This is a genomic window from Pseudomonas sp. PAMC25584 (assembly GCF_058135675.1).
This window is the reverse complement of sequence record NZ_CM176870.1, coordinates 3,668,816-3,687,607: the sequence shown is the minus strand read 5'-3', so window position 1 is coordinate 3,687,607 and position 18,792 is coordinate 3,668,816. Positions and strand designations below refer to the sequence as shown.

General features: G+C 61.5%; 20 protein-coding genes. 13 read left to right on the top strand and 7 right to left on the bottom strand.

All coding sequences use genetic code 11. The features are described 5' to 3' along the window. Positions 1-179: 179 nt before the first annotated feature. Genes ACS5Q8_RS16795 through ACS5Q8_RS16770 form a run of 6 tightly spaced genes read left to right on the top strand, consistent with a single transcriptional unit; the run spans position 180 to position 6,104 of the window. Positions 180-1,274, top strand: coding sequence for an ABC transporter ATP-binding protein (locus ACS5Q8_RS16795; protein WP_276197614.1), 1,095 nt, complete (start codon positions 180-182; stop codon positions 1,272-1,274). Next, positions 1,274-2,371, top strand: coding sequence for an ABC transporter ATP-binding protein (locus ACS5Q8_RS16790; protein WP_276197615.1), 1,098 nt, complete (start codon positions 1,274-1,276; stop codon positions 2,369-2,371). The genes ACS5Q8_RS16795 and ACS5Q8_RS16790 overlap by 1 nt, the downstream gene beginning before the upstream one ends. Next, positions 2,368-3,234 (top strand): carbohydrate ABC transporter permease, encoded by an 867-nt coding sequence (locus tag ACS5Q8_RS16785; protein WP_247397808.1) that lies wholly within the window; start codon positions 2,368-2,370, stop codon positions 3,232-3,234. Before ACS5Q8_RS16790 ends, ACS5Q8_RS16785 begins: the two co-directional genes overlap by 4 nt. A 10-nt stretch (positions 3,235-3,244) precedes the next feature. Further along, complete coding sequence (locus tag ACS5Q8_RS16780) at positions 3,245-4,045, top strand: carbohydrate ABC transporter permease (RefSeq protein WP_276197616.1); 801 nt, start codon at positions 3,245-3,247, stop codon at positions 4,043-4,045. Between the two features lie 10 nt (positions 4,046-4,055). Beyond that, entirely contained in the window at positions 4,056-4,328 is a 273-nt protein-coding gene (locus tag ACS5Q8_RS16775; protein ID WP_247397802.1) for a DUF2160 domain-containing protein, read from the top strand. Positions 4,329-4,361: 33 nt separating this feature from the next. Beyond that, a complete protein-coding gene (locus tag ACS5Q8_RS16770; protein WP_443697394.1) occupies positions 4,362-6,104 on the top strand; it encodes an ABC transporter substrate-binding protein in 1,743 nt (580 codons plus the stop codon). 114 nt (positions 6,105-6,218) lie between these two features. Here ACS5Q8_RS16770 and potE read toward each other — a convergent pair whose 3' ends face one another. Together potE and ACS5Q8_RS16760 are read right to left on the bottom strand one after the other, a co-directional pair. Next, on the bottom strand, positions 6,219-7,547 hold the full coding sequence (gene potE, locus ACS5Q8_RS16765) for a putrescine-ornithine antiporter (RefSeq protein ID WP_276197617.1): 1,329 nt from the start codon (positions 7,545-7,547) through the stop codon (positions 6,219-6,221). Positions 7,548-7,617: 70 nt separating this feature from the next. Next, positions 7,618-8,502, bottom strand: a complete 885-nt coding sequence (locus ACS5Q8_RS16760) for an AraC family transcriptional regulator (RefSeq protein WP_426100889.1) — start codon at positions 8,500-8,502, stop codon at positions 7,618-7,620. Between the two features lie 138 nt (positions 8,503-8,640). On the opposite strand from ACS5Q8_RS16760, the gene ACS5Q8_RS16755 reads away from it, so the two are divergent. Then, positions 8,641-9,384, top strand: a complete 744-nt coding sequence (locus ACS5Q8_RS16755) for an SDR family NAD(P)-dependent oxidoreductase (protein WP_276197619.1) — start codon at positions 8,641-8,643, stop codon at positions 9,382-9,384. A gap of 15 nt (positions 9,385-9,399) precedes the next feature. Next, complete coding sequence (locus ACS5Q8_RS16750) at positions 9,400-10,377, top strand: saccharopine dehydrogenase family protein (protein WP_443700032.1); 978 nt, start codon at positions 9,400-9,402, stop codon at positions 10,375-10,377. 52 nt (positions 10,378-10,429) lie between these two features. Here ACS5Q8_RS16750 and ACS5Q8_RS16745 read toward each other — a convergent pair whose 3' ends face one another. Then, a complete protein-coding gene (locus ACS5Q8_RS16745) occupies positions 10,430-10,861 on the bottom strand; it encodes a hypothetical protein (protein WP_276197621.1) in 432 nt (143 codons plus the stop codon). A gap of 150 nt (positions 10,862-11,011) precedes the next feature. Then, on the bottom strand, positions 11,012-12,160 hold the full coding sequence (locus tag ACS5Q8_RS16740) for an aldose epimerase family protein (protein WP_276197622.1): 1,149 nt from the start codon (positions 12,158-12,160) through the stop codon (positions 11,012-11,014). Positions 12,161-12,298: 138 nt separating this feature from the next. Here ACS5Q8_RS16740 and ACS5Q8_RS16735 point away from each other — a divergent pair, with 138 nt between their 5' ends. Further along, entirely contained in the window at positions 12,299-13,066 is a 768-nt protein-coding gene (locus ACS5Q8_RS16735; protein WP_276197623.1) for an SDR family NAD(P)-dependent oxidoreductase, read from the top strand. A 6-nt stretch (positions 13,067-13,072) separates the two neighbouring features. Here the strand turns inward: ACS5Q8_RS16735 and ACS5Q8_RS16730 are convergent, their stop codons facing one another. Next, positions 13,073-13,675 carry a glutathione S-transferase family protein gene (locus ACS5Q8_RS16730; RefSeq protein ID WP_426100899.1) on the bottom strand — a complete coding sequence of 201 codons (603 nt, stop codon included), beginning with the start codon at positions 13,673-13,675 and terminating at the stop codon, positions 13,073-13,075. 198 nt (positions 13,676-13,873) lie between these two features. Between ACS5Q8_RS16730 and yghU the strand changes: the two genes are divergently transcribed. Continuing rightward, positions 13,874-14,710, top strand: a complete 837-nt coding sequence (gene yghU, locus ACS5Q8_RS16725) for a glutathione-dependent disulfide-bond oxidoreductase (RefSeq protein ID WP_443695286.1) — start codon at positions 13,874-13,876, stop codon at positions 14,708-14,710. Positions 14,711-14,741: 31 nt separating this feature from the next. Here the strand turns inward: yghU and ACS5Q8_RS16720 are convergent, their stop codons facing one another. After that, positions 14,742-15,614: an undecaprenyl-diphosphate phosphatase gene (locus ACS5Q8_RS16720; RefSeq protein WP_276197626.1), complete on the bottom strand. Its 873-nt coding sequence runs from the start codon at positions 15,612-15,614 to the stop codon at positions 14,742-14,744. Between the two features lie 180 nt (positions 15,615-15,794). Here ACS5Q8_RS16720 and ACS5Q8_RS16715 point away from each other — a divergent pair, with 180 nt between their 5' ends. Continuing rightward, complete coding sequence (locus tag ACS5Q8_RS16715) at positions 15,795-16,301, top strand: GNAT family N-acetyltransferase (RefSeq protein WP_247408585.1); 507 nt, start codon at positions 15,795-15,797, stop codon at positions 16,299-16,301. Here the strand turns inward: ACS5Q8_RS16715 and ACS5Q8_RS16710 are convergent. Then, positions 16,298-17,242, bottom strand: a complete 945-nt coding sequence (locus ACS5Q8_RS16710; protein WP_253396638.1) for a GlxA family transcriptional regulator — start codon at positions 17,240-17,242, stop codon at positions 16,298-16,300. The two genes, ACS5Q8_RS16715 and ACS5Q8_RS16710, sit on opposite strands and share 4 nt — an antisense overlap. A 173-nt stretch (positions 17,243-17,415) precedes the next feature. On the opposite strand from ACS5Q8_RS16710, the gene ACS5Q8_RS16705 reads away from it, so the two are divergent. Next, on the top strand, positions 17,416-18,015 hold the full coding sequence (locus ACS5Q8_RS16705) for a TetR/AcrR family transcriptional regulator (RefSeq protein WP_276197627.1): 600 nt from the start codon (positions 17,416-17,418) through the stop codon (positions 18,013-18,015). Between the two features lie 26 nt (positions 18,016-18,041). Then, positions 18,042-18,719, top strand: a complete 678-nt coding sequence (locus ACS5Q8_RS16700) for a type 1 glutamine amidotransferase domain-containing protein (protein ID WP_276197628.1) — start codon at positions 18,042-18,044, stop codon at positions 18,717-18,719. Positions 18,720-18,792 lie beyond the last annotated feature (73 nt).

The following is an 18,792-nucleotide window of genomic DNA, read 5'->3' as shown; positions in this document are numbered from 1 at the left end:
GAACTGTTCATTGTCAACCCGGCGAGTGTTCAGTTGTTCAGTCAGCATTGTTCATTTTTGTTCACTCCCGAACATCTCTTTCAGGGCATTTGCTTGTGGATCAAGCACCTGCCGCAGTTGGCATGAAACTCGCTCTGACGACTGGCCAGATTCATTCCAATAATAAAAAAGGGCGTGTCATGTCATTGACCCTGGAACATGTCTCCCGCGTCATCGAAGGCCAGACCTGGATCGACGATGCCAACCTGCGTTTCGAGGCCGGCTCTTTCAACGTGCTGCTCGGTCGCACCCTGTCCGGCAAGACCAGCCTGATGCGCCTGATGGCCGGCCTGGACAAGCCCGACAGCGGCCGCATCCTGATGAACGGCGTGGATGTCACGCATAAACCGGTGCGCCTGCGCAACGTGTCGATGGTGTATCAACAGTTCATCAACTACCCGACCATGACCGTGTTCGAGAACATCGCCTCGCCGTTGCGCCAGGCCGGTGTGTCCAACGAGCTGATCCAGAGCAAGGTGCTCGAAACCGCGAAGATGCTGCGCATCGAGAAATTCCTCAAGCGTCACCCGCTGGAACTGTCCGGCGGCCAGCAGCAACGCACGGCGATGGCCCGCGCGTTGGTGAAGGATGCCGAACTGATCCTGTTCGATGAGCCGTTGGTGAACCTGGACTACAAACTGCGCGAAGAACTGCGTCAGGAAATGCGCGAGCTGTTCAAGGCCCGCCACACCATTGCCATCTACGCCACCACCGAGCCCAACGAAGCGCTGGCGCTCGGCGGCACCACCACCATCCTCCACGAAGGCCGGGTGATCCAGAGCGGCAAGGCGGCCGAGGTCTACCACCAGCCGCAAACCGTATTGGCCGCCGAGTTGTTTTCCGAACCGCCGATCAACCTGATGCCGGGACGCATCAGCGGCAACGAAGTGAGCTTCGCCAATTTCATTCATTTCCCGCTCAACGTCGACCTGCGCCCCATCGGCGAGGGCGAGTTCCGCTTTGGTGTGCGCCCCAGCCATATCGCCCTGGTGCCCAGCAACGACGACGACCTCGAACTGGCGGTGACCGTGGAAGTTGCCGAGATCAGTGGCTCGGAAACCTTCCTGCATGTACGCAGCGAGCATTTCCTGCTGGTGCTGCACTTGCCGGGGGTGCATGAGTACGACGTCGACGCGCCGATCCGCGTGTACATCCCCACCCATAAACTGTTTGTGTTCGACAGCCAGGGCCGTTTGGTCCAGGCGCCCGGACGCCGTGTCGCGAGGGTTGCCTGATGGCCGAGATCCATTTGCAGAACTTGGCGCACAGCTACAGCCCTACGCCGACTGGTCCTGAAGACTACGCCATTCGGGAAATGAACCATGTGTGGGAGCAGGGCGGTGCCTACGCCTTGCTCGGGCCTTCGGGCTGTGGCAAGTCGACCCTGCTCAATATCATCTCCGGCCTGCTCAGCCCGTCCGAAGGGCAGGTGCTGTTCGACCATAAAGTGGTCAACGAGCTGACCCCGGAAAAACGCAACATCGCCCAGGTGTTCCAGTTCCCGGTGGTGTACGACACCATGACGGTGTTCGACAACCTGGCTTTCCCGTTACGTAACCAGGGCATGGCCGAGGCGAAAATTCACAGCAAAGTGCAGGAAATCGCCGAAGTCCTCGACCTGCAAAGCCTGCTGGGCAAAAAGGCGCGCAACCTCACCGCCGACGAAAAACAGAAAGTTTCCATGGGCCGTGGTCTGGTGCGCGACGATGTCTCGGCGATCCTGTTCGATGAGCCGCTGACGGTGATCGACCCGCACCTCAAATGGAAACTGCGGCGCAAGCTCAAGCAGATCCACGAGCAGTTCAATATCACCATGGTCTACGTGACCCACGATCAACTGGAAGCCTCGACCTTCGCCGACAAGATCGCGGTGATGTACGGCGGGCAGATCGTGCAGTTCGGCACACCACGCGAGTTGTTCGAGCGGCCGAGCCATACGTTTGTCGGCTATTTCATCGGCAGCCCGGGGATGAATCTGATCGAAGTGCAGGCCGAGGCGGGCGGCGTGCGCTTTGCCGGCACCCAGCTGCCCATGTCCGCCGCGTTGCAGCAACGCATTACCGATACGCACTACACGACCTTGCAGGTGGGCATCCGCCCGGAATTCATTCACGTGTGGGATGAGCCAAATCCCGACGCCCTCCAGGCCGACGTCGTTTATGTGGAGGACCTCGGCACCTACAAGATCCTGACCCTCAACCTCGACGGTGCACCGCTGAAAGTGCGCCTGGCCGAAGACAAACCCGTGCCCGAGGGGCGCGCCTCCATCAGCTTCCCCACGCAGTGGTTGATGCTCTACGCCGACGATTACCTGCTGGAGGTGCTGCCATGAACAAGGTGCAGAACAACAAGGCCTGGTGGCTGGTGTTGCCGGTGTTCCTGCTGGTGGCATTCAGTGCGGTGATCCCGATGATGACGGTGGTCAACTACTCGGTGCAGGACATTTTCGACCAGTCCAGTCGCTATTTCGTCGGCGCCGACTGGTACAAGCAGGTGTTGCTCGACCCGCGTCTGCACGACTCGTTGTTGCGCCAGTTCATCTACTCGGCGTGCGTGCTGCTGATCGAAATCCCGCTGGGCATCGCCATCGCCCTGACCATGCCGACCAAGGGGCGCTGGTCATCGCTGGTGCTGATCATCCTCGCCATTCCGCTGCTGATTCCGTGGAACGTGGTGGGCACCATCTGGCAGATCTTCGGCCGCGCCGATATTGGCCTGCTCGGCTCCACCCTCAATGCCATGGGCATCAGCTACAACTATGCGGCCAACACCATGGACGCCTGGGTCACGGTGCTGGTGATGGACGTCTGGCACTGGACGTCCCTGGTGGCGCTGCTTTGCTTCTCGGGGCTGCGCGCCATTCCGGACGTGTACTACCAGGCAGCGCGTATCGATCGGGCGTCGGCGTGGGCGGTTTTCCGACACATCCAGTTGCCGAAGCTGAAAAGCGTGCTGCTGATCGCGGTGATGCTGCGCTTCATGGACAGTTTCATGATCTACACCGAGCCCTTCGTACTGACCGGCGGCGGGCCGGGTAACGCCACCACGTTCCTCAGTCAGACGCTGACCCAGATGGCTGTCGGCCAATTCGACCTGGGCCCGGCCGCAGCGTTTTCCCTGGTGTACTTCCTGATCATCCTGTTGGTGTCCTGGCTGTTCTACACCGCCATGACCCATTCCGACGCCAACCGTTGAGGCCGCCAACATGAGCAAGCGCAAACTCATACCGCTGCTGATCTACATGCTGTTCCTGCTGGTGCCGATCTACTGGCTGCTGAACATGTCCTTCAAAAGCAACACCGAAATCCTCGGCGGGCTCACGCTGTTTCCGCAGCATTTTACCCTGGCCAACTACAAGGTGATCTTCACCGACCCGAGTTGGTACACCGGTTATCTGAACTCGCTGTACTACGTGAGCCTGAACACCGTGATCTCCCTGAGCGTGGCGCTGCCGGCGGCCTATGCGTTCTCGCGCTATCGCTTCCTGGGCGACAAGCACCTGTTCTTCTGGCTGCTGACCAACCGTATGGCGCCACCGGCGGTGTTTCTGCTGCCGTTTTTCCAGCTGTATTCGTCGATCGGCCTGTTCGACACGCATATCGCGGTGGCCTTGGCGCATTGCCTGTTCAACGTGCCATTGGCGGTGTGGATTCTCGAAGGCTTCATGTCTGGCGTGCCCAAGGAAATCGACGAAACGGCCTACATCGACGGCTACTCCTTTCCCAAGTTCTTTGTGAAGATTTTTATCCCGTTGATTGGCTCCGGCATCGGCGTGACGGCGTTTTTCTGCTTCATGTTTTCCTGGGTCGAACTGCTGCTGGCGCGCACGCTGACCTCGGTCAACGCCAAGCCCATCGCGGCGGTGATGACCCGCACCGTCTCGGCGTCGGGGATCGATTGGGGCGTGCTGGCAGCGGCGGGGGTATTGACCATCCTGCCCGGCATGCTGGTGATCTGGTTTGTGCGCAACCACGTGGCCAAGGGCTTTGCCCTGGGCCGGGTCTGAGGAGTCGATGATGGAATGGATGGCCTGGACCACCCCGACCGCGCTGTTCTTTGGCGGTATCGCCCTGATTCTGGCGGGCATGACCACCTGGGAACTGCGCTCGCCGAGTATCCCTCGGCGCGGTTTTTTGCCGATCAGCACCACCCGTGGTGATCGTTTGTTTATCGGTCTTCTCGGAAGCGCCTACCTGCACCTGCTGGTGATCGGCGTAACCGACTGGAGCATCTGGGTGGCGTCCGCGCTGTCTGTGGTGTGGCTGTTGTCTGTGATGCGTTGGGGCTAGCGCTCCGTATGAATAAACAACCAGGAGGTCTCTATGTTCGATAAAAACAATAAGCTGCGACATAGCATTTCATTGGCCGCCGTACTGGCCCTCAGTGGTTTGAGCGCCACGGCCTGGGCCGATGCGTATGAAGATGCGGCGAAAAAATGGATCGGCAGCGAGTTCAAACCGTCGACCCTCACGGCCGACCAGCAGCTCGAGGAACTCAAGTGGTTTATCAAGGCCGCCGAACCGTTCCGTGGGATGAAGATCAACGTGGTGTCGGAAACCCTCACCACCCATGAGTACGAATCCAAGGTACTGGCCAAGGCCTTCAGTGAAATCACCGGCATCAAGCTGACCCACGACCTGCTGCAGGAGGGCGACGTGGTGGAGAAACTGCAGACCCAAATGCAGTCCGACAAGAACATCTATGACGGTTGGGTCAACGATTCCGACTTGATCGGTACGCACTTTCGCTACGGCAAGACCGAATCCATCACCGACCTGATGGCCAACGAAGGCAAGGACTTCACCTCGCCGACCCTGGACATCAAGGACTTCATCGGGATCTCCTTCACCACCGCGCCGGACGGCAAGATCTACCAGTTGCCCGACCAGCAATTCGCCAACCTGTACTGGTTCCGCGCCGACTGGTTCGAACGTCCCGAGCTGAAAGCCAAGTTCAAGGAGAAGTACGGCTATGACCTCGGCGTGCCGGTGAACTGGTCGGCCTACGAAGACATCGCCAAATTCTTCAGCGAAGACGTCAAGGAAATCGACGGCAAGCGCATCTATGGGCATATGGACTACGGCAAGAAAGACCCGTCCCTGGGCTGGCGCTTCACCGATGCCTGGTTCTCCATGGCCGGCGGTGGCGACAAGGGTTTGCCCAACGGTTTGCCGGTGGATGAGTGGGGCATTCGCGTGGAGGACTGCCACCCGGTGGGCTCCAGCGTGACCCGTGGCGGCGACACCAACGGCCCGGCCGCCGTGTTTGCCACGCAGAAATACGTGGACTGGATGAAAGCCTATGCGCCACCGGAAGCGGCGGGCATGACCTTCTCCGAGTCCGGCCCGGTGCCGTCCCAGGGCAATATCGCCCAGCAGATCTTCTGGTACACCGCGTTTACCGCCGACATGACCAAACCGGGCCTGCCTGTGGTAAACGCCGACGGCACGCCGAAATGGCGCATGGCGCCATCGCCCGTCGGGCCGTATTGGGAAAAGGGCATGAAGAAGGGGTATCAGGACGTGGGTTCCTGGACCTTCCTCAAATCGACGCCTGAGAAGCAGAAACTCGCGGCCTGGCTGTACGCGCAGTTCGTCACCTCGAAAACCGTGTCGCTGAAGAAAACCATCGTTGGCCTGACGCCGATTCGTGAGTCCGACATCAACTCCCAAGCCATGACCGACCTGGCGCCGAAACTCGGTGGCCTGGTGGAGTTCTACCGCAGCCCGGCCCGGGTGGAGTGGACCCCGACCGGCACCAACGTGCCCGACTATCCACGCCTGGCGCAACTGTGGTGGAGCAACATCGCAGCGGCCGCCAGTGGCGAGAAAACCCCGCAACAAGCGCTCGACAATCTGGCCAAGGAGCAAGACGCGATCATGGCGCGCCTGGAGCGTTCCAAAGTGCAACCGGTGTGCGGGCCGAAAATGAACCCGGAACGCGACGCCCAATACTGGTTCGACCAGCCGGGCGCGCCGAAGCCGAAACTGGCCAACGAGAAACCCAAAGGCGAAACCGTGGCCTACGGCGACCTGCTCAAACAGTGGGAGGCGGCGCGTAAATAAACGCACTCGGTAGAAAATGTGGGAGGGGTCTTGCCCCCGATTGCGGCGCCAGTCGATACATGCATTGACTGAACCATCGCTATCGGGGGCAAGCCCCCTCCCACATTTTGATCTTCATCTGTCAGGGGGATAGACCTGTTCCCCGACAAACCGCTTGGCCAGAAAGCCATACAACAGATACCCGAACGCCAGCACCAGCATCGCGCCAAACACCGCGTCTTCACCGCAGGCATAAATCGCATACAGCGAATACCCCACGGCCACCAGCACCACCAGCGTATTGCGCGCCTGCACCGTCGCGCTGGCGTGCGCCTTATACATCATCACCAGCAAGCCGGTGAGGGCGGTCACATAAGGCAACAGGTTAGTCACCACCGCCAGGTTCACCAGTTTGCTGAACTGCGCGCTGGCAGTGGGCGAGATGGTCGACAAGGCAATCAGGCTTTGCAGCGTGGCACAGGCCAGCAACCCCAGCACTGGCGCATTCGCGGCGCTGACGCGGCTGAAAAAGCGCGGAAACAGGCGTTGGTCCGCCGACATCTTGGCCGTTTGCGCCAGGGTGAATTGCCAGCCCAGCAACGAACCGATACAGGCTAGCACCGCCAGCGCCATGATCAGCTGGCCGACCCCGGGGTTGAACATCTGCGCGTAAACCAGCGCAAACGGTGCCGAGGACGCGGCCAGTTCGGCATTGGGCACGATGCCCTGGATCACCGAGGTCGACAGCACATACACCACGGCCACCCCAAGCGTGCCGAGCAGGCAGGCCAGGGGCACGGTGCGGTTGGGGTTCTCCACCGCATCGTAGCCCTGGGCGGCCGACTCCATGCCAAGAAAGGCCCACAGGGTCAGAGGAATACTCGCACTGACGGCGTCCCACAGGTGCAGTTGGTGTGGGTTCCAGGCGGCCGTGAACACCTCGGGCTTGAAATAGAACCAACCGATCACACAGAGCCCCGCCACTGGAATGATCACGCCCCATACCGTCACCACACCGATGCGCCCAGTGATGCGCGGGCCGCCGAAGTTGGCCACGGTGGTCAGCCAGATCAGCGCCAGGCTGCCGACCAACAACGGCACCGGCCCGCTACCCAGCCACGGAATAAACGATGACAAATAGCCCACCGCCGAAATTGCAATCGCCACATTGGCGATGATCAGCGACAGAAAATACAGAAACGAACACAGGAAAAACCCCGACTTGCCGTGGGCCTCCTCGGTATACGCCGACATCCCGCCGGTGCGGGTACAGAACATCCCGCATTGGGCGAAGCCGTAGGCAATCGCCATTGAACCGAGCGCGGTGACGACCCACGACAGCAGCGAAATCGCACCCAGTTGCGCCATGCTGGCCGGCAACATGATGATCCCCGAGCCCATCATGTTAATCGCTACCAGGGTGGTCAGGCCCAACAGGCTCATCTTCTTGCTGGGTGTGGTCATCCGAAACTCCTTGTGATCAATGCAAAACCCGAGCCTGTGCTGAGGCCGTCAGACGACGGTTTTAGCCGCTCTATCCTTTAGTCGCGCTGAGAATCCGCGCCGTATCGCGTGCCGGTGGCAAGCCGAACACCCGTGCGTAGTCCCGGCTGAATTGGGTCGGGCTTTCATACCCCACCTCGAACGCGGCCTGGGTCACGCTGCTCGCACTGGCCACCATCAATGTGCGCGCGTGCAGCAGGCGCACGCGTTTCTGATACTGCAACGGGCTCAGGTTGGTCACCGCCTTGAAGTGCCGATGAAACGCCGAAGCACTCATCGCCGCCAGCGAAGCCAGCGCGTCTACCCGGATCGGTTCGGCAAAGTCGCGGCGGATCCACTGGATCGCCTGGCTGACCCGCGCCATGGCGGTGTCCGGCGCGGCGATTTCCCGCAGCATCCAACCGTGCGGGCCTTGCAGCACGTGGTAGAGGATTTCCCGCTCGTAGGCTGGCGCCAGGGCTGCAATCGCCACCGGATCGCCCATCAGGCGCAGCATGCGTACCCAAGCGTCCATCAATGAAGGCGTCACCGCCGCCACGGAAAACCCGGCTTCCTGCTCGCCGCGGCCGCTGGGCGCCGGCAGGTCATTGAGCAAGGTGCTGAGCACCGTCGGGTCCAGGGTCAGGCTGACCGCCAGGTACGGCTCACCGGTACTCGCCGGGTTGACCACCCCCACGGCGGGCAACTCGATGGACATCACAAAATACGTCGCCGGGTCGTAATGCAAGGTGCGGTCGCCCACGGTCATGCACTTACTGCCCTGGAGGATCAGGTTGATCATCGGGTCGTACACGGCCGCGAGCATATGCTCCGGAATCGCGCCCTGGACCATCGCCACGCGCGGGATGCCAGTCTCGGTGCGACGGTTTTCCGCCTTGGCGGCCAAGGCGCGCAGTTCGATCAATTGATTATTCATGAGAGCCATGCTGATCCCACTGATGAACCTTGCGCAAGGGAAAAGCAGAAACAGGCAGGATTGGAGTAGGAACGGCAGCGTCCCAGGGTAGGGCGATCGCTATTGTGGTCACTTAACTTTTCGACAGTGGAGCAGGCCATGAGCGTCATCGTGATTACCGGAGGCAGCCGTGGAATCGGTGCCAGTACCGCCGAATGGTGTGCCCGCCAGGGCCACGGCGTGATCCTCACTTACAACCGTAACACCGACGCGGCACAGGCGGTGGTGCAGCGCATCGAAGCCGCCGGCGGTAAGGCGCTCGCGCTGCAACTGGACGTCGCCGATGTGAGTGCTTTCGCGGCCTTTCGCGACACAGTGACACTGGCCCTGAGCGCCACGTGGGGCGTGAACAGCTTGAGCGGGCTGGTCAACAACGCTGGCTACGGTCTGTTCAACCCCCTTGAGTCGGTGACCGAGGCGCAGTTCGACGGCCTGTTCAATGTGCATCTCAAGGGCCCGTTCTTCCTCACCCAAACCTTGCTGCCGCTGCTGGAAGAGCATGCCGGCATCGTCAACCTCACCAGCGCTACCACCCGTGTCGCCACTGCCGGCGTCGCACCGTATGCCGCGTTCAAGGGCGGCCTGGATGTGCTCACCCGCTACATGGCCAAGGAGTTCGGCGCGCGGCGTATCCGCGCCAACGCGGTGTCCCCTGGCGCCATTCGCACCGAACTGGGCGGTGGCTTGAACGATGAATTCGAAGCGCTACTGGCCGGGCAAACCGCCCTGGGCCGCGTCGGCGAGCCTGAAGACGTAGCACGGGTGATTGCGATGCTGCTGTCTGAGGAAGGCCGCTGGATCAATGCCCAGACGATTGAAGTCGCGGGCGGTTACCTCATCTGATTGGAAGTACACCTTATGAAAACGTTGATGATCTACGGCGCCACCGGCTACACCGGGCGCATGGCGGCCGAGCACGCCAAGGCACTCGGGCTCGACCTGGTGATTGCGGGCCGCAACGCAACGGCCCTGGCAGCTCTCGCCGCACAGTTGGACGTTGCCTACCGTGTGTTCAGCGCGGATGAGCATGCCGCCGCCAGCCTCACGGGCATCGACGTCCTGCTCAATTTCGCCGGGCCGTTCGTACACACCGCCCAGCCATTGATGCGCGCCTGTATCGCCAGCGGTACCGATTACCTCGACATCACCGCCGAGATCAATGTGTACCGGCTGGCCGAGCAACTCGGTGTTGACGCCCGTGAGGCCGGCGTGATGCTGCTGCCTGGCGTGGGCTGGGACGTGGTTCCCACTGACAGTCTGGCGATGCACGTCGCCAGCCGCGTGCAGCAACCCCATGCGCTGAGGATCGCGCTGCAGGTGCCCGGCGCCATGTCGCGTGGTTCGGCGATGAGTGTCGGCGAGATCATCGGCGCCGGCGTCTTGGCGCGCATCGATGGTCACCTGGTCGCCACCCCGGACGCGCCACCGCAACACCTGGATTTCGGCGCCGGTCCGGTCTTGTGCGCACCGCTTTCGTTTGGCGACCTGGTCACCGCGTGGCACTCCACGGGCATTCCCAATATCGCCATGTTCGTGCATATCACTGGCGAGGCCTTCCCCGACGGTGACCTGTCACAACTGCCCGACGGCCCCAACCAGGCGCAACGCGATGCCCACCGCGCCCGCGCCGTGGCCGAAGTGACCGCTGCCGACGGCAGCGTTGCGCGCTCCGTGATCGAGACCGTCAATGGCTATAGCTACACGCCGCTGGCCGCCGTGGAAGCCGCACGTCGCGTACTCGGCGGCGAGCGGCGTGTAGGTTTTGCAACCCCGGCAGGCCTGTTCGGCGTGGGTTTTGCACAGACGATTGCAGGCACGCGGATCATCGATTTATAGCGCCCGGCGCCTGAGCCCCAAATTGGATTTCGGTGGTTTTCAGGGGAGGGGATCAGGCCATCGCCTGCGGTTGGATGCGCAGTTCGCCGTCCACCTCCTTTGCCAACCCGCTGGCCAGAAACAGCGGCGCCAGGCGTTTGTGCAACTGCGGCTCGACAAACTCCTTTACCGTCGGCAACGCCAGCACGCCGCTGAGCGGCAATTCCGCCTTGGTGTACGAGAGCCACGCCTTCTTCAACATCAACAACACATCGCTGCCGGCCGTCGAGGCAAAGCGGCGGTGGGTGGGTTTGGCGTCGAGGTTGAAGGTGTGCTGGAACGCATAGCCGGTTTCATCCCCGCCACTGGCAGCACAGCGCACGCAGGTGCATGGGCCGTCGCCAAACGCGTTGCGCAGGTAGGTGTTGAAGTCCACCACGGGTTTGAGTGACAGGCGCTTATCCACCTCGAACAGGTCCCCGGTCATTTTTTCGTCAGTGTTCAACGTCCATTTCCTTGCTGGTAGGCGGCGGCTTTTCAAAGCGCGGCACAATAGCAGCCAAGCACGGTTTTGGGGACTATTTGCATCACAATAGATCCGGACGCCGGCTTGCCTGCGACCGTGTTTTGGTCGCCGGTAAGCCGGCCGCCAGCCTCAATCGGCGGAGAACTTGAAGACGGTGCGCTGGGTGTAGGTCTGCCCTGGGTCCAGGCGTGTCGAGGCAAACTTCGGTTGGTTCGGCGCGTCGGGAAAGTGCTGGGTCTCCAGCGTGAAACCGCTCCAGTGCTTGTAGGTTTTGCCTGCCTTGCCCTTCACCGAGCCATCGAGGAAGTTGCTGGTATAGAACTGCACTCCAGGTTCCGTGGTGTAGAGCTGCAAACGGCGGCCGGAGTCGGGGTCGTACACGTCGGCGGCGAGTTGTTTGAGATCGCCTTGGGTGTCCAGTGCCCAGTTGAAGTCAAACCCGCCCTGTTTCGGCTCGGCGAATTTGAGTTGCGGATGATCGTCCTTGATGTGCTGGCCGATGGCAGTGGGCTGGAGAAAGTCCATCGGCGTGCCCTTGACCGGCGCCAGTTCGCCGGTGGGGATCAAGGTCGCATTCACTGGCGTGTAGTGGCTGGCATGCAACGTCGCCACCTGCTTGAGGATATCGCCGTTGCCCGCGCCGGCGAGGTTGAAATAGCTGTGGTTGGTGAGGTTGAGCACCGTCGGTTTGTCGGTGGTGGCCTTGTAGTCGATGTGCAGTTCGTTGTTGTCGTTGAGCCGATACGTGACTTCGGTGGTCAGGTTGCCGGGAAAGCCCATCTCACCGTCCTTGGACAGGTAAGTCAGGGTTACGCCGACCGAATCCTTGTCCTTGACGGGCTTGGCTTGCCACACGCGCTTGTCGAAGCCCTGGGCGCCGCCATGCAGCGAATTGGGACCATCGTTGAGTGGCACCTGATAGCGCTTGCCGTCGAGTTCAAACGCACCGCCAGCCAGGCGATTGCCGAAGCGGCCGATGGTCGCGCCAAAAAACGCCGTGCCGCGCTGATAGCCCTGCACGTCGTCGAAGCCGAGCACCACGTCCTCGACCTTGCCGTGCTTGTCCGGCACTTTCAGCGCCTGCAACACGCCGCCATAGGTGATCACCGTGGCTTGCATGCCATGGCTGTTGCGCAATATGTATTGCTCGACGGCGCTGCCGTCGTTGGTTTTCCCAAACGGTTTATGTTCACTGGACAGACCGGCCGCTTGCGCGCCACCGCTGGCGATCAGCATGGACAAGGCAAGGCCGGACAGCAGGTATCGAGGGTGCTTCATGGTCGAACTTCCTTTTGTTGTTTTGAGTGGAATAGTTCTACTAATGTGCGATATTTTGTCGGTGTGACCGCAAATTTATAGCCTTAAACGCCGATTTCGTAAAATAAAATAAGACTAATTGATCGAGGCAACCTTGATATGAGTACTGAACAGGCCGTTTATCCCGACCTTAAGGGCAAGACCGTGTTGATTTCCGGAGGCGCTTCGGGGATCGGCGAATTCATGGTGCGCGCCTTCGCCGGGCAGGGGGCCAAGGTGGCTTTCGTCGATCGCGCGCAAGGCCAGGGCGAGCGCCTGGCCGCGTTGTTGAGTGCCCAGGGGCATACCGTCGAGTTCGGGCATTGCGACATCACCGACGAGATTGCCTACAAGGCCGCGATTGCGCGCTTCGAATACGCCCTGGGGCCGATCACCGTGCTGGTGAACAATGCCGCCAACGACGTGCGTCATACCCTGGAGGAAGTCGACTCGGAGACCTTCGACAAGCTGATTGCCGTCAACCTCAAGCACGCCTTTTTTGCCACCAAGGCCGTGGTGCCGATGATGAAGCGGGCGGGCGGCGGTTCGATCATCAACCTGGGCTCCGTTGGCTGGATGATGGCCTCCGCCGGCTACCCGGTGTACGCCGCCAGCAAGGCCGCCGCCCACGGCATGACGAGAGCGCTGGCGCGCGAACTGGGCCCGGACCGTATCCGCGTGAATACGCTGGTGCCGGGCTGGGTGATGACCGAAAAACAACTGATGATGTGGGTCGACGACGCTGCCAAGGAACTGATCAGCCGCAGCCAGTGCCTGCCTGGCAGCGTATTGCCGGAACACATCGCCAACATGGCGCTGTTTCTCGCTTCGCAGGCGTCGGCGATGTGTTCGGCGCAGAACTTTATTGTCGATGGCGGCTGGGTGTAGAGCGGGTTACACGATCGGGCAGCGCTTGAAGGCTGGATGCTGCTCCAGTCGCTCGGCGTGGCGTTGCACATGGGGGAACGCGTCCGCCTTGACGACCGAGGCCACGGTGAACTGGCTGAAGGACCAGGCGACCGCCGCCGTCAGCGAGGCCTGGGTCAGCGCTTCGTTGTCGGTCTGGCTCAGGTGTTGGTCCAGCAGCGTATACGCGGCCAGCAATTGCGCGTTGACGCGCTCAAGCCACGGCGCATGCTGCTTCTCGGCCGGCCGCAGGTTGTGTTCATACACGATCTGCACGCTTTTCTCACAGGCCGCCAGGGCCAGCCCGAGCAGTTGCAGGTCTTTGGCGCGTGCCGTAGGGGCCTGCGGCAGCAGTTTTTTGTCGGCCGGGGCCAGGGCTTCGAGGTAATCCAGGATCAGGCTGGAGTCCATCAACACGGTGCCATCGTCCAGCACCAGGGTCGGGGCCTTGACCACGGGGTTGATCCGCGCAAATTCGCTGTAGGTGCTGAACACGGACAAGGGCTCATGCATAAAATCCACGCCGTACAGTTCCAGGGAAATGGCCACGCGACGCACGTAGGGTGAGTCGAGCATTCCGATCAGTCTCATAAAGCCTCCATTGATGCCGGGTGAATTGCGGTGCCTGGAAGATTAAAAGGCACTCGTTCGGTCTGTGCAATGTTTGAACGCGCAATGCCCGTGCGCCGCCCATTACGGTGGGCGCGGCGCTGCTGGTGTGACGCGCCACCTGCCTTTGGTTTAGTCTGGAACGCTTCGTTGACCGCAAGCACATCAGGAGCCGTGAGCATGACCGAATACGTACCCCCCAAGGTCTGGACCTGGGACGCCGAAAGTGGCGGCACGTTCGCCAGTATCAACCGCCCCATCGCCGGGGCGACCCACGACAAGACCCTGCCGGTCGGCAAACACCCGTTGCAGTTGTACTCGCTGGCCACGCCGAATGGGCAGAAAGTCACGATCCTGCTCGAAGAGCTGTTGGCCCTCGGGCATACCGGTGCGGAATACGACGCCTGGCTGATCAAGATCGGTGACGGCGACCAGTTCGGCAGCGGCTTTGTCGCGGTGAACCCGAACTCGAAAATCCCTGCTTTGCTCGACCGCAGCGGTGCTACGCCGATTCGCGTGTTTGAGTCCGGCGCGATCCTGCAGTACCTGGCGGAGAAATTCGGCGCGTTCTTCCCCACTGAACCCGCGGCTCGCGCCGAGTGCCTGTCGTGGCTGTTCTGGCAGATGGGCAGCGCGCCGTACCTGGGGGGTGGTTTTGGGCATTTCTACGCGTATGCGCCGAGCAAGATGGAGTACCCGATCAACCGCTTTGCCATGGAAACCAAGCGCCAGCTGGATGTGCTCGACCAGCGCCTGGCGGTGAGCGAGTACATTGCCGGTGACGAATACACCATCGCCGATATCGCCATCTGGCCCTGGTACGGTGGCCTGGTCAAAGGCCGCTTGTATGACGCGGCGCAGTTTCTCTCGGTGCAGGATTACAAGCACGTGCTGCGTTGGGCCGATGCGATCGACGCGCGGCCGGCGGTGCAGCGCGGGCGGCGGGTCAACCGGGTGTCCGGGCCGCTCGAAGAGCAGTTGCCGGAGCGGCACGATGCGCGCGATTTCGATCGTTAAGGTCGATGCCGCGCCGTTGCGCCCCTGAGGCTTAGCTCAACAACCCGGTGCTGACCGCCACGATCAGGAAGATCCCCAGCAGTGCGCGGTAGATCACGAACGGCCAGGTGGAGAACCGCTCCAGGAACTTCATCAGGCCCCAGATCGCGAAGAACGCCGAGACGCTGGCGACCACCAGGCCGAACAGCAAGTGCGGCCAGGCATGGGCCGGCATGTCGGCGTGCAGCAGCACCCACAGCTCCTTCAAACCGGCGAGGGCGATAGCCGGCAGGCCCAGCAGGAACGAGAAACGCGCGGCTTCTTCACGCTTGAAGTTGAGGAACAGCGCGGCGGTCAGCGTGGAACCGGAGCGCGAGACCCCAGGAATCAAGGCGCCAATCTGTGCGATGCCGACGATCAGCGCGTCGCGCAGGCGCATTTCACTCACCTTGCGCGTATGCCGCGCACTCAGTTCGGCCGCCGCCAGCAACACCGCCATCACCACGCAGGCAATGCCGATCACCATCAGCCCGCGCAGCGGTGAGTTACACGCATTCAAGGTCGAGGACAACGCCAGGCCGGCAATGCCGATCGGAATGGTCGCCAGCACAATCGCCACCGCCAGCTTGAACCACTGATTGTTGTAATCACCCTGGCGTACCGCGCCAATACTGCCGGTGACCACCTGGCGCACATCGCGCCAGAAGTAACTGACCACCGCTGCCAGCGCGGCCAGTTGCATCGCCGCCGAAAACGCCGAGCCCGGGTCCTGCCAGCCGAGCAGGGCGGGCACCACACGCATATGGGCGGTGGACGACACCGGCAACAGCTCGGTAATGCCCTGGATCACGCCCAGGATGAAAATCTGCAGGTAATCCAGGGAGGCAAAGCCCACATCCAGGCCGGCGGAACAGACGTTGGTCAAAGTACGTGTCCTTGAGAAAAAAGAGGCAAGCCGGCGAAGTTTATTCGAAATGTTTCGAGGGTTCGGACAAGGCCGCGCCTATTTGCAATCGGTTCAGCAAGTAGAAAGGTTCAAGCCGCTATTGGACTGGGGCAGGGTTTTGTGAACAATGGCGCCCTGCGTTTTTTCACCGAGAGCCTCATGCCTGAAACCACCGTCGAATTGATCCAGACCGGCCCGGAAGCGTCCGAGCTGATCCGCAACCTGTACCAGTACTACGCTTATGAGTCTTCGGACTGGGAGCAAGAAGATGTGGAGGCGGACGGCCGCTTCTACATCCATGACGAACACCTGAACCGCTACTGGCAAGACCCGCAATGGAGCGCCAACCTGCTGCTGGTCGATGGCTATATCGCCGGTTTCCTGCTGATCGAAGGCAGTGAGTTACCGGGCATCGATGCCCTGGAACTGGCCGACCTGTTCATCCTCAAGCGCTATCGCCGCAAGGGCATCGGCAGCGCGATCGCCACCCAGGTGCTATGCAGCGGCGCGGCCAACTGGCTGGTGCGTTTCTATGATCAGGATGAAGTGTCCCAGGCGTTCTGGCGTACCGTGCTGGATAACCTGCCACGCCCGGTGCAGACCCTCGAGCTGGACGATGATCCGCAATTGACCAGTTACCTGATTACGCGGGCGTCGTTGCACTAAGCGCTGCGTTCGCCAAAAAAAGCCTGTTGCATGGCCTGGGGCGGTTGCCCAAAGGCGCGCAGAAACGCCTGGCGCATGCGCTCGCGGTCGCCGAAGCCGGTTTCGCGGGCCACCACTTCGACCGGGTGGCGGCTGGTTTCCATCATCGCCCGCGCGGCTTCCACTCGCAGTGACTCGATGGCCTTGGCCGGGGTCTGACCGGTTTCTTCACGAAACACCCGGCTGAACTGACGCGGGCTCAGCCGGGCGACATCGGCCAGGGCTTCCACCGACAGGTCGTGGGTCAGGTTTTCGCGGGCGTAGGCCAGGGCCAGTTGTATGCGGTCGGACTTGGGGTCCAATTCCAGCAACGCCGATAGCTGCGACTGTTCGCTGCCCCGGCGCTGGGCAATCACCAGCTTGCGCGCGATGCGCCGGGCGAGGTCGCTGCCCAGGTCGTTCTCCACCATCGCCAGCGCCAGGTCGACCCCGGCACTCATGCCGGCGCCGGTCCAGATCTGGCCGTCGACGACGAACAGCTTGTCTTCTTCCAGCTGAATATCCGGGTAGCGCTTGCGAAACGCCGGCGCGTGAATCCAGTGGGTGGTGGTGCGTTTACCCGCCAATAATCCGGCCTCGGCCAGCACAAAAATGCCGGTACACAGCGAGGCGACACGCCGCGATTGCGCCGACGCAGCCTTGACCAGCTCCAGCAGGTTGGCCTCAGGCAGACGAAACTCCAGGTAACCGCTGACGATCAGGGTGTCATAGCCCTGCGGCCGGATCGGCGTGGTATTCACCGAGAACCCCTGCGACGTCATCACCGCGCCGCCGCTCTCGGACACCAGGTGAAACTCATAGGCCGGCTCGCCGCGCAGCAGGTTCGCGCACTCGAACACCGAGCCCAGGCTGAGGCTCAGGGACTGGAAGTTCGGGTAAACCATCAGCGCAACGCTGTGCATCGCCATTCTCCAACGCGGGCGGGAGGGGCGATTGTCGGCGCGTGCCGGGAAAACGGCAACCGGGTTCGCGTCATGTCCGGAATCCTTGCGCATATGACATTGTGGGCGTCCGGCCCGGCTCCTAACATTCACCCCACGAACTAGACGACTGGTCTAATCGGACGGAGTGAAGCATGAACAGCGCAACCAAAAGTGCCCGGCAGACCATTCTGGAGACGGCGCAATCGATTGTCGGCGCCAAAGGGTTTTCTGCGGTGGGCCTGAACGAAATACTTCAAGCTGCCGATGTGCCGAAAGGTTCGTTTTATCACTACTTCCACTCCAAAGACGCGTTCGGTGTGGTATTGCTCGATACCTACTTCGATCACTACGTGCAGGGGATGGCGCAACTGTTCGACGCGCCTGGGCTATCCCAACACGCCAAGTTGATGCGCTATTGGCAATGCTGGATCGACAATCAGACCGGTTGCACCGACGCGGGCAAATGCCTTGCCGTCAAACTCGGTGCAGAAGTGTCAGACCTTTCAGAACCGATGCGATTGGCCCTGGATCGCGGCACATCCAGGACCATCGCCTTGCTGGCCGACGCGATTGGGCGCGGCGTCGAAGACGGTTCGCTGACAGTGACGCAAACCCCGCAAAGCCTGGCCCGCAGCCTGTATGCGTTATGGCTGGGGACCAGCGTCATGAGCAAGATCACCCGTACATCCGCGCCTTTTGATCAGGCGCTGCTACTGACCCGACAGCTGTTGGGTTGCCCTGACACACACTGACCTTCACCCTATCGAGGCACTGGAAAATGAAAGTATTAATGGTACTGACCTCTCACGACCAGCTGGGCGATACCGGCCGCAAGACCGGCTTCTGGCTCGAAGAATTTGCGGCGCCGTATTACGTGTTCAAGGACGCCGGCGCCGATGTGGTGCTGGCATCCCCGGCCGGTGGCCAGCCGCCGCTGGACCCGGTGAGTGATCAAGCGGATGCGCAGACCGAACAGACCCGCCGCTTTGCCGCCGACCCGGCCGCGCAACAGGCCCTGGCCAGCACCGTCAAGCTGGACACGGTCAACACCGCCGACTTCGACACCGTGTTCTACCCAGGTGGCCACGGCCCGCTGTGGGACCTGGCGGAGTCGCCGGTGTCCATCGCCCTGATCGAGGCGTTCGAGCGTGCCGGCAAGCCCATCGGTTTTGTCTGCCACGCACCGGGCGCCTTGCGCCACGTCAAGGCGGTCAATGGTGAGCCGCTGATCAAGGGTCGTCGCGTCACCGGCTTCTCCAACTCGGAAGAAGCCGCAGTCGGCCTGACCGACGTGGTGCCGTTCCTGATTGAAAACGATTTCAAGGCGCTGGGCGGCAAGTATGAGAAGGGCGCCGATTGGCAATCCTTTGTGCTTGAAGATGGTTTGCTGGTCACCGGGCAGAACCCCGCCAGCTCCAGCGATGTGGCCAAGGCCCTGCTGAAACTCACCGCGTAAGTTAATCCCTCACTTTTACTGCTTCATTGCTTGGCGGCTCTCAGGAGCCGCCGACGCTTTCGTTCGTCCTGAA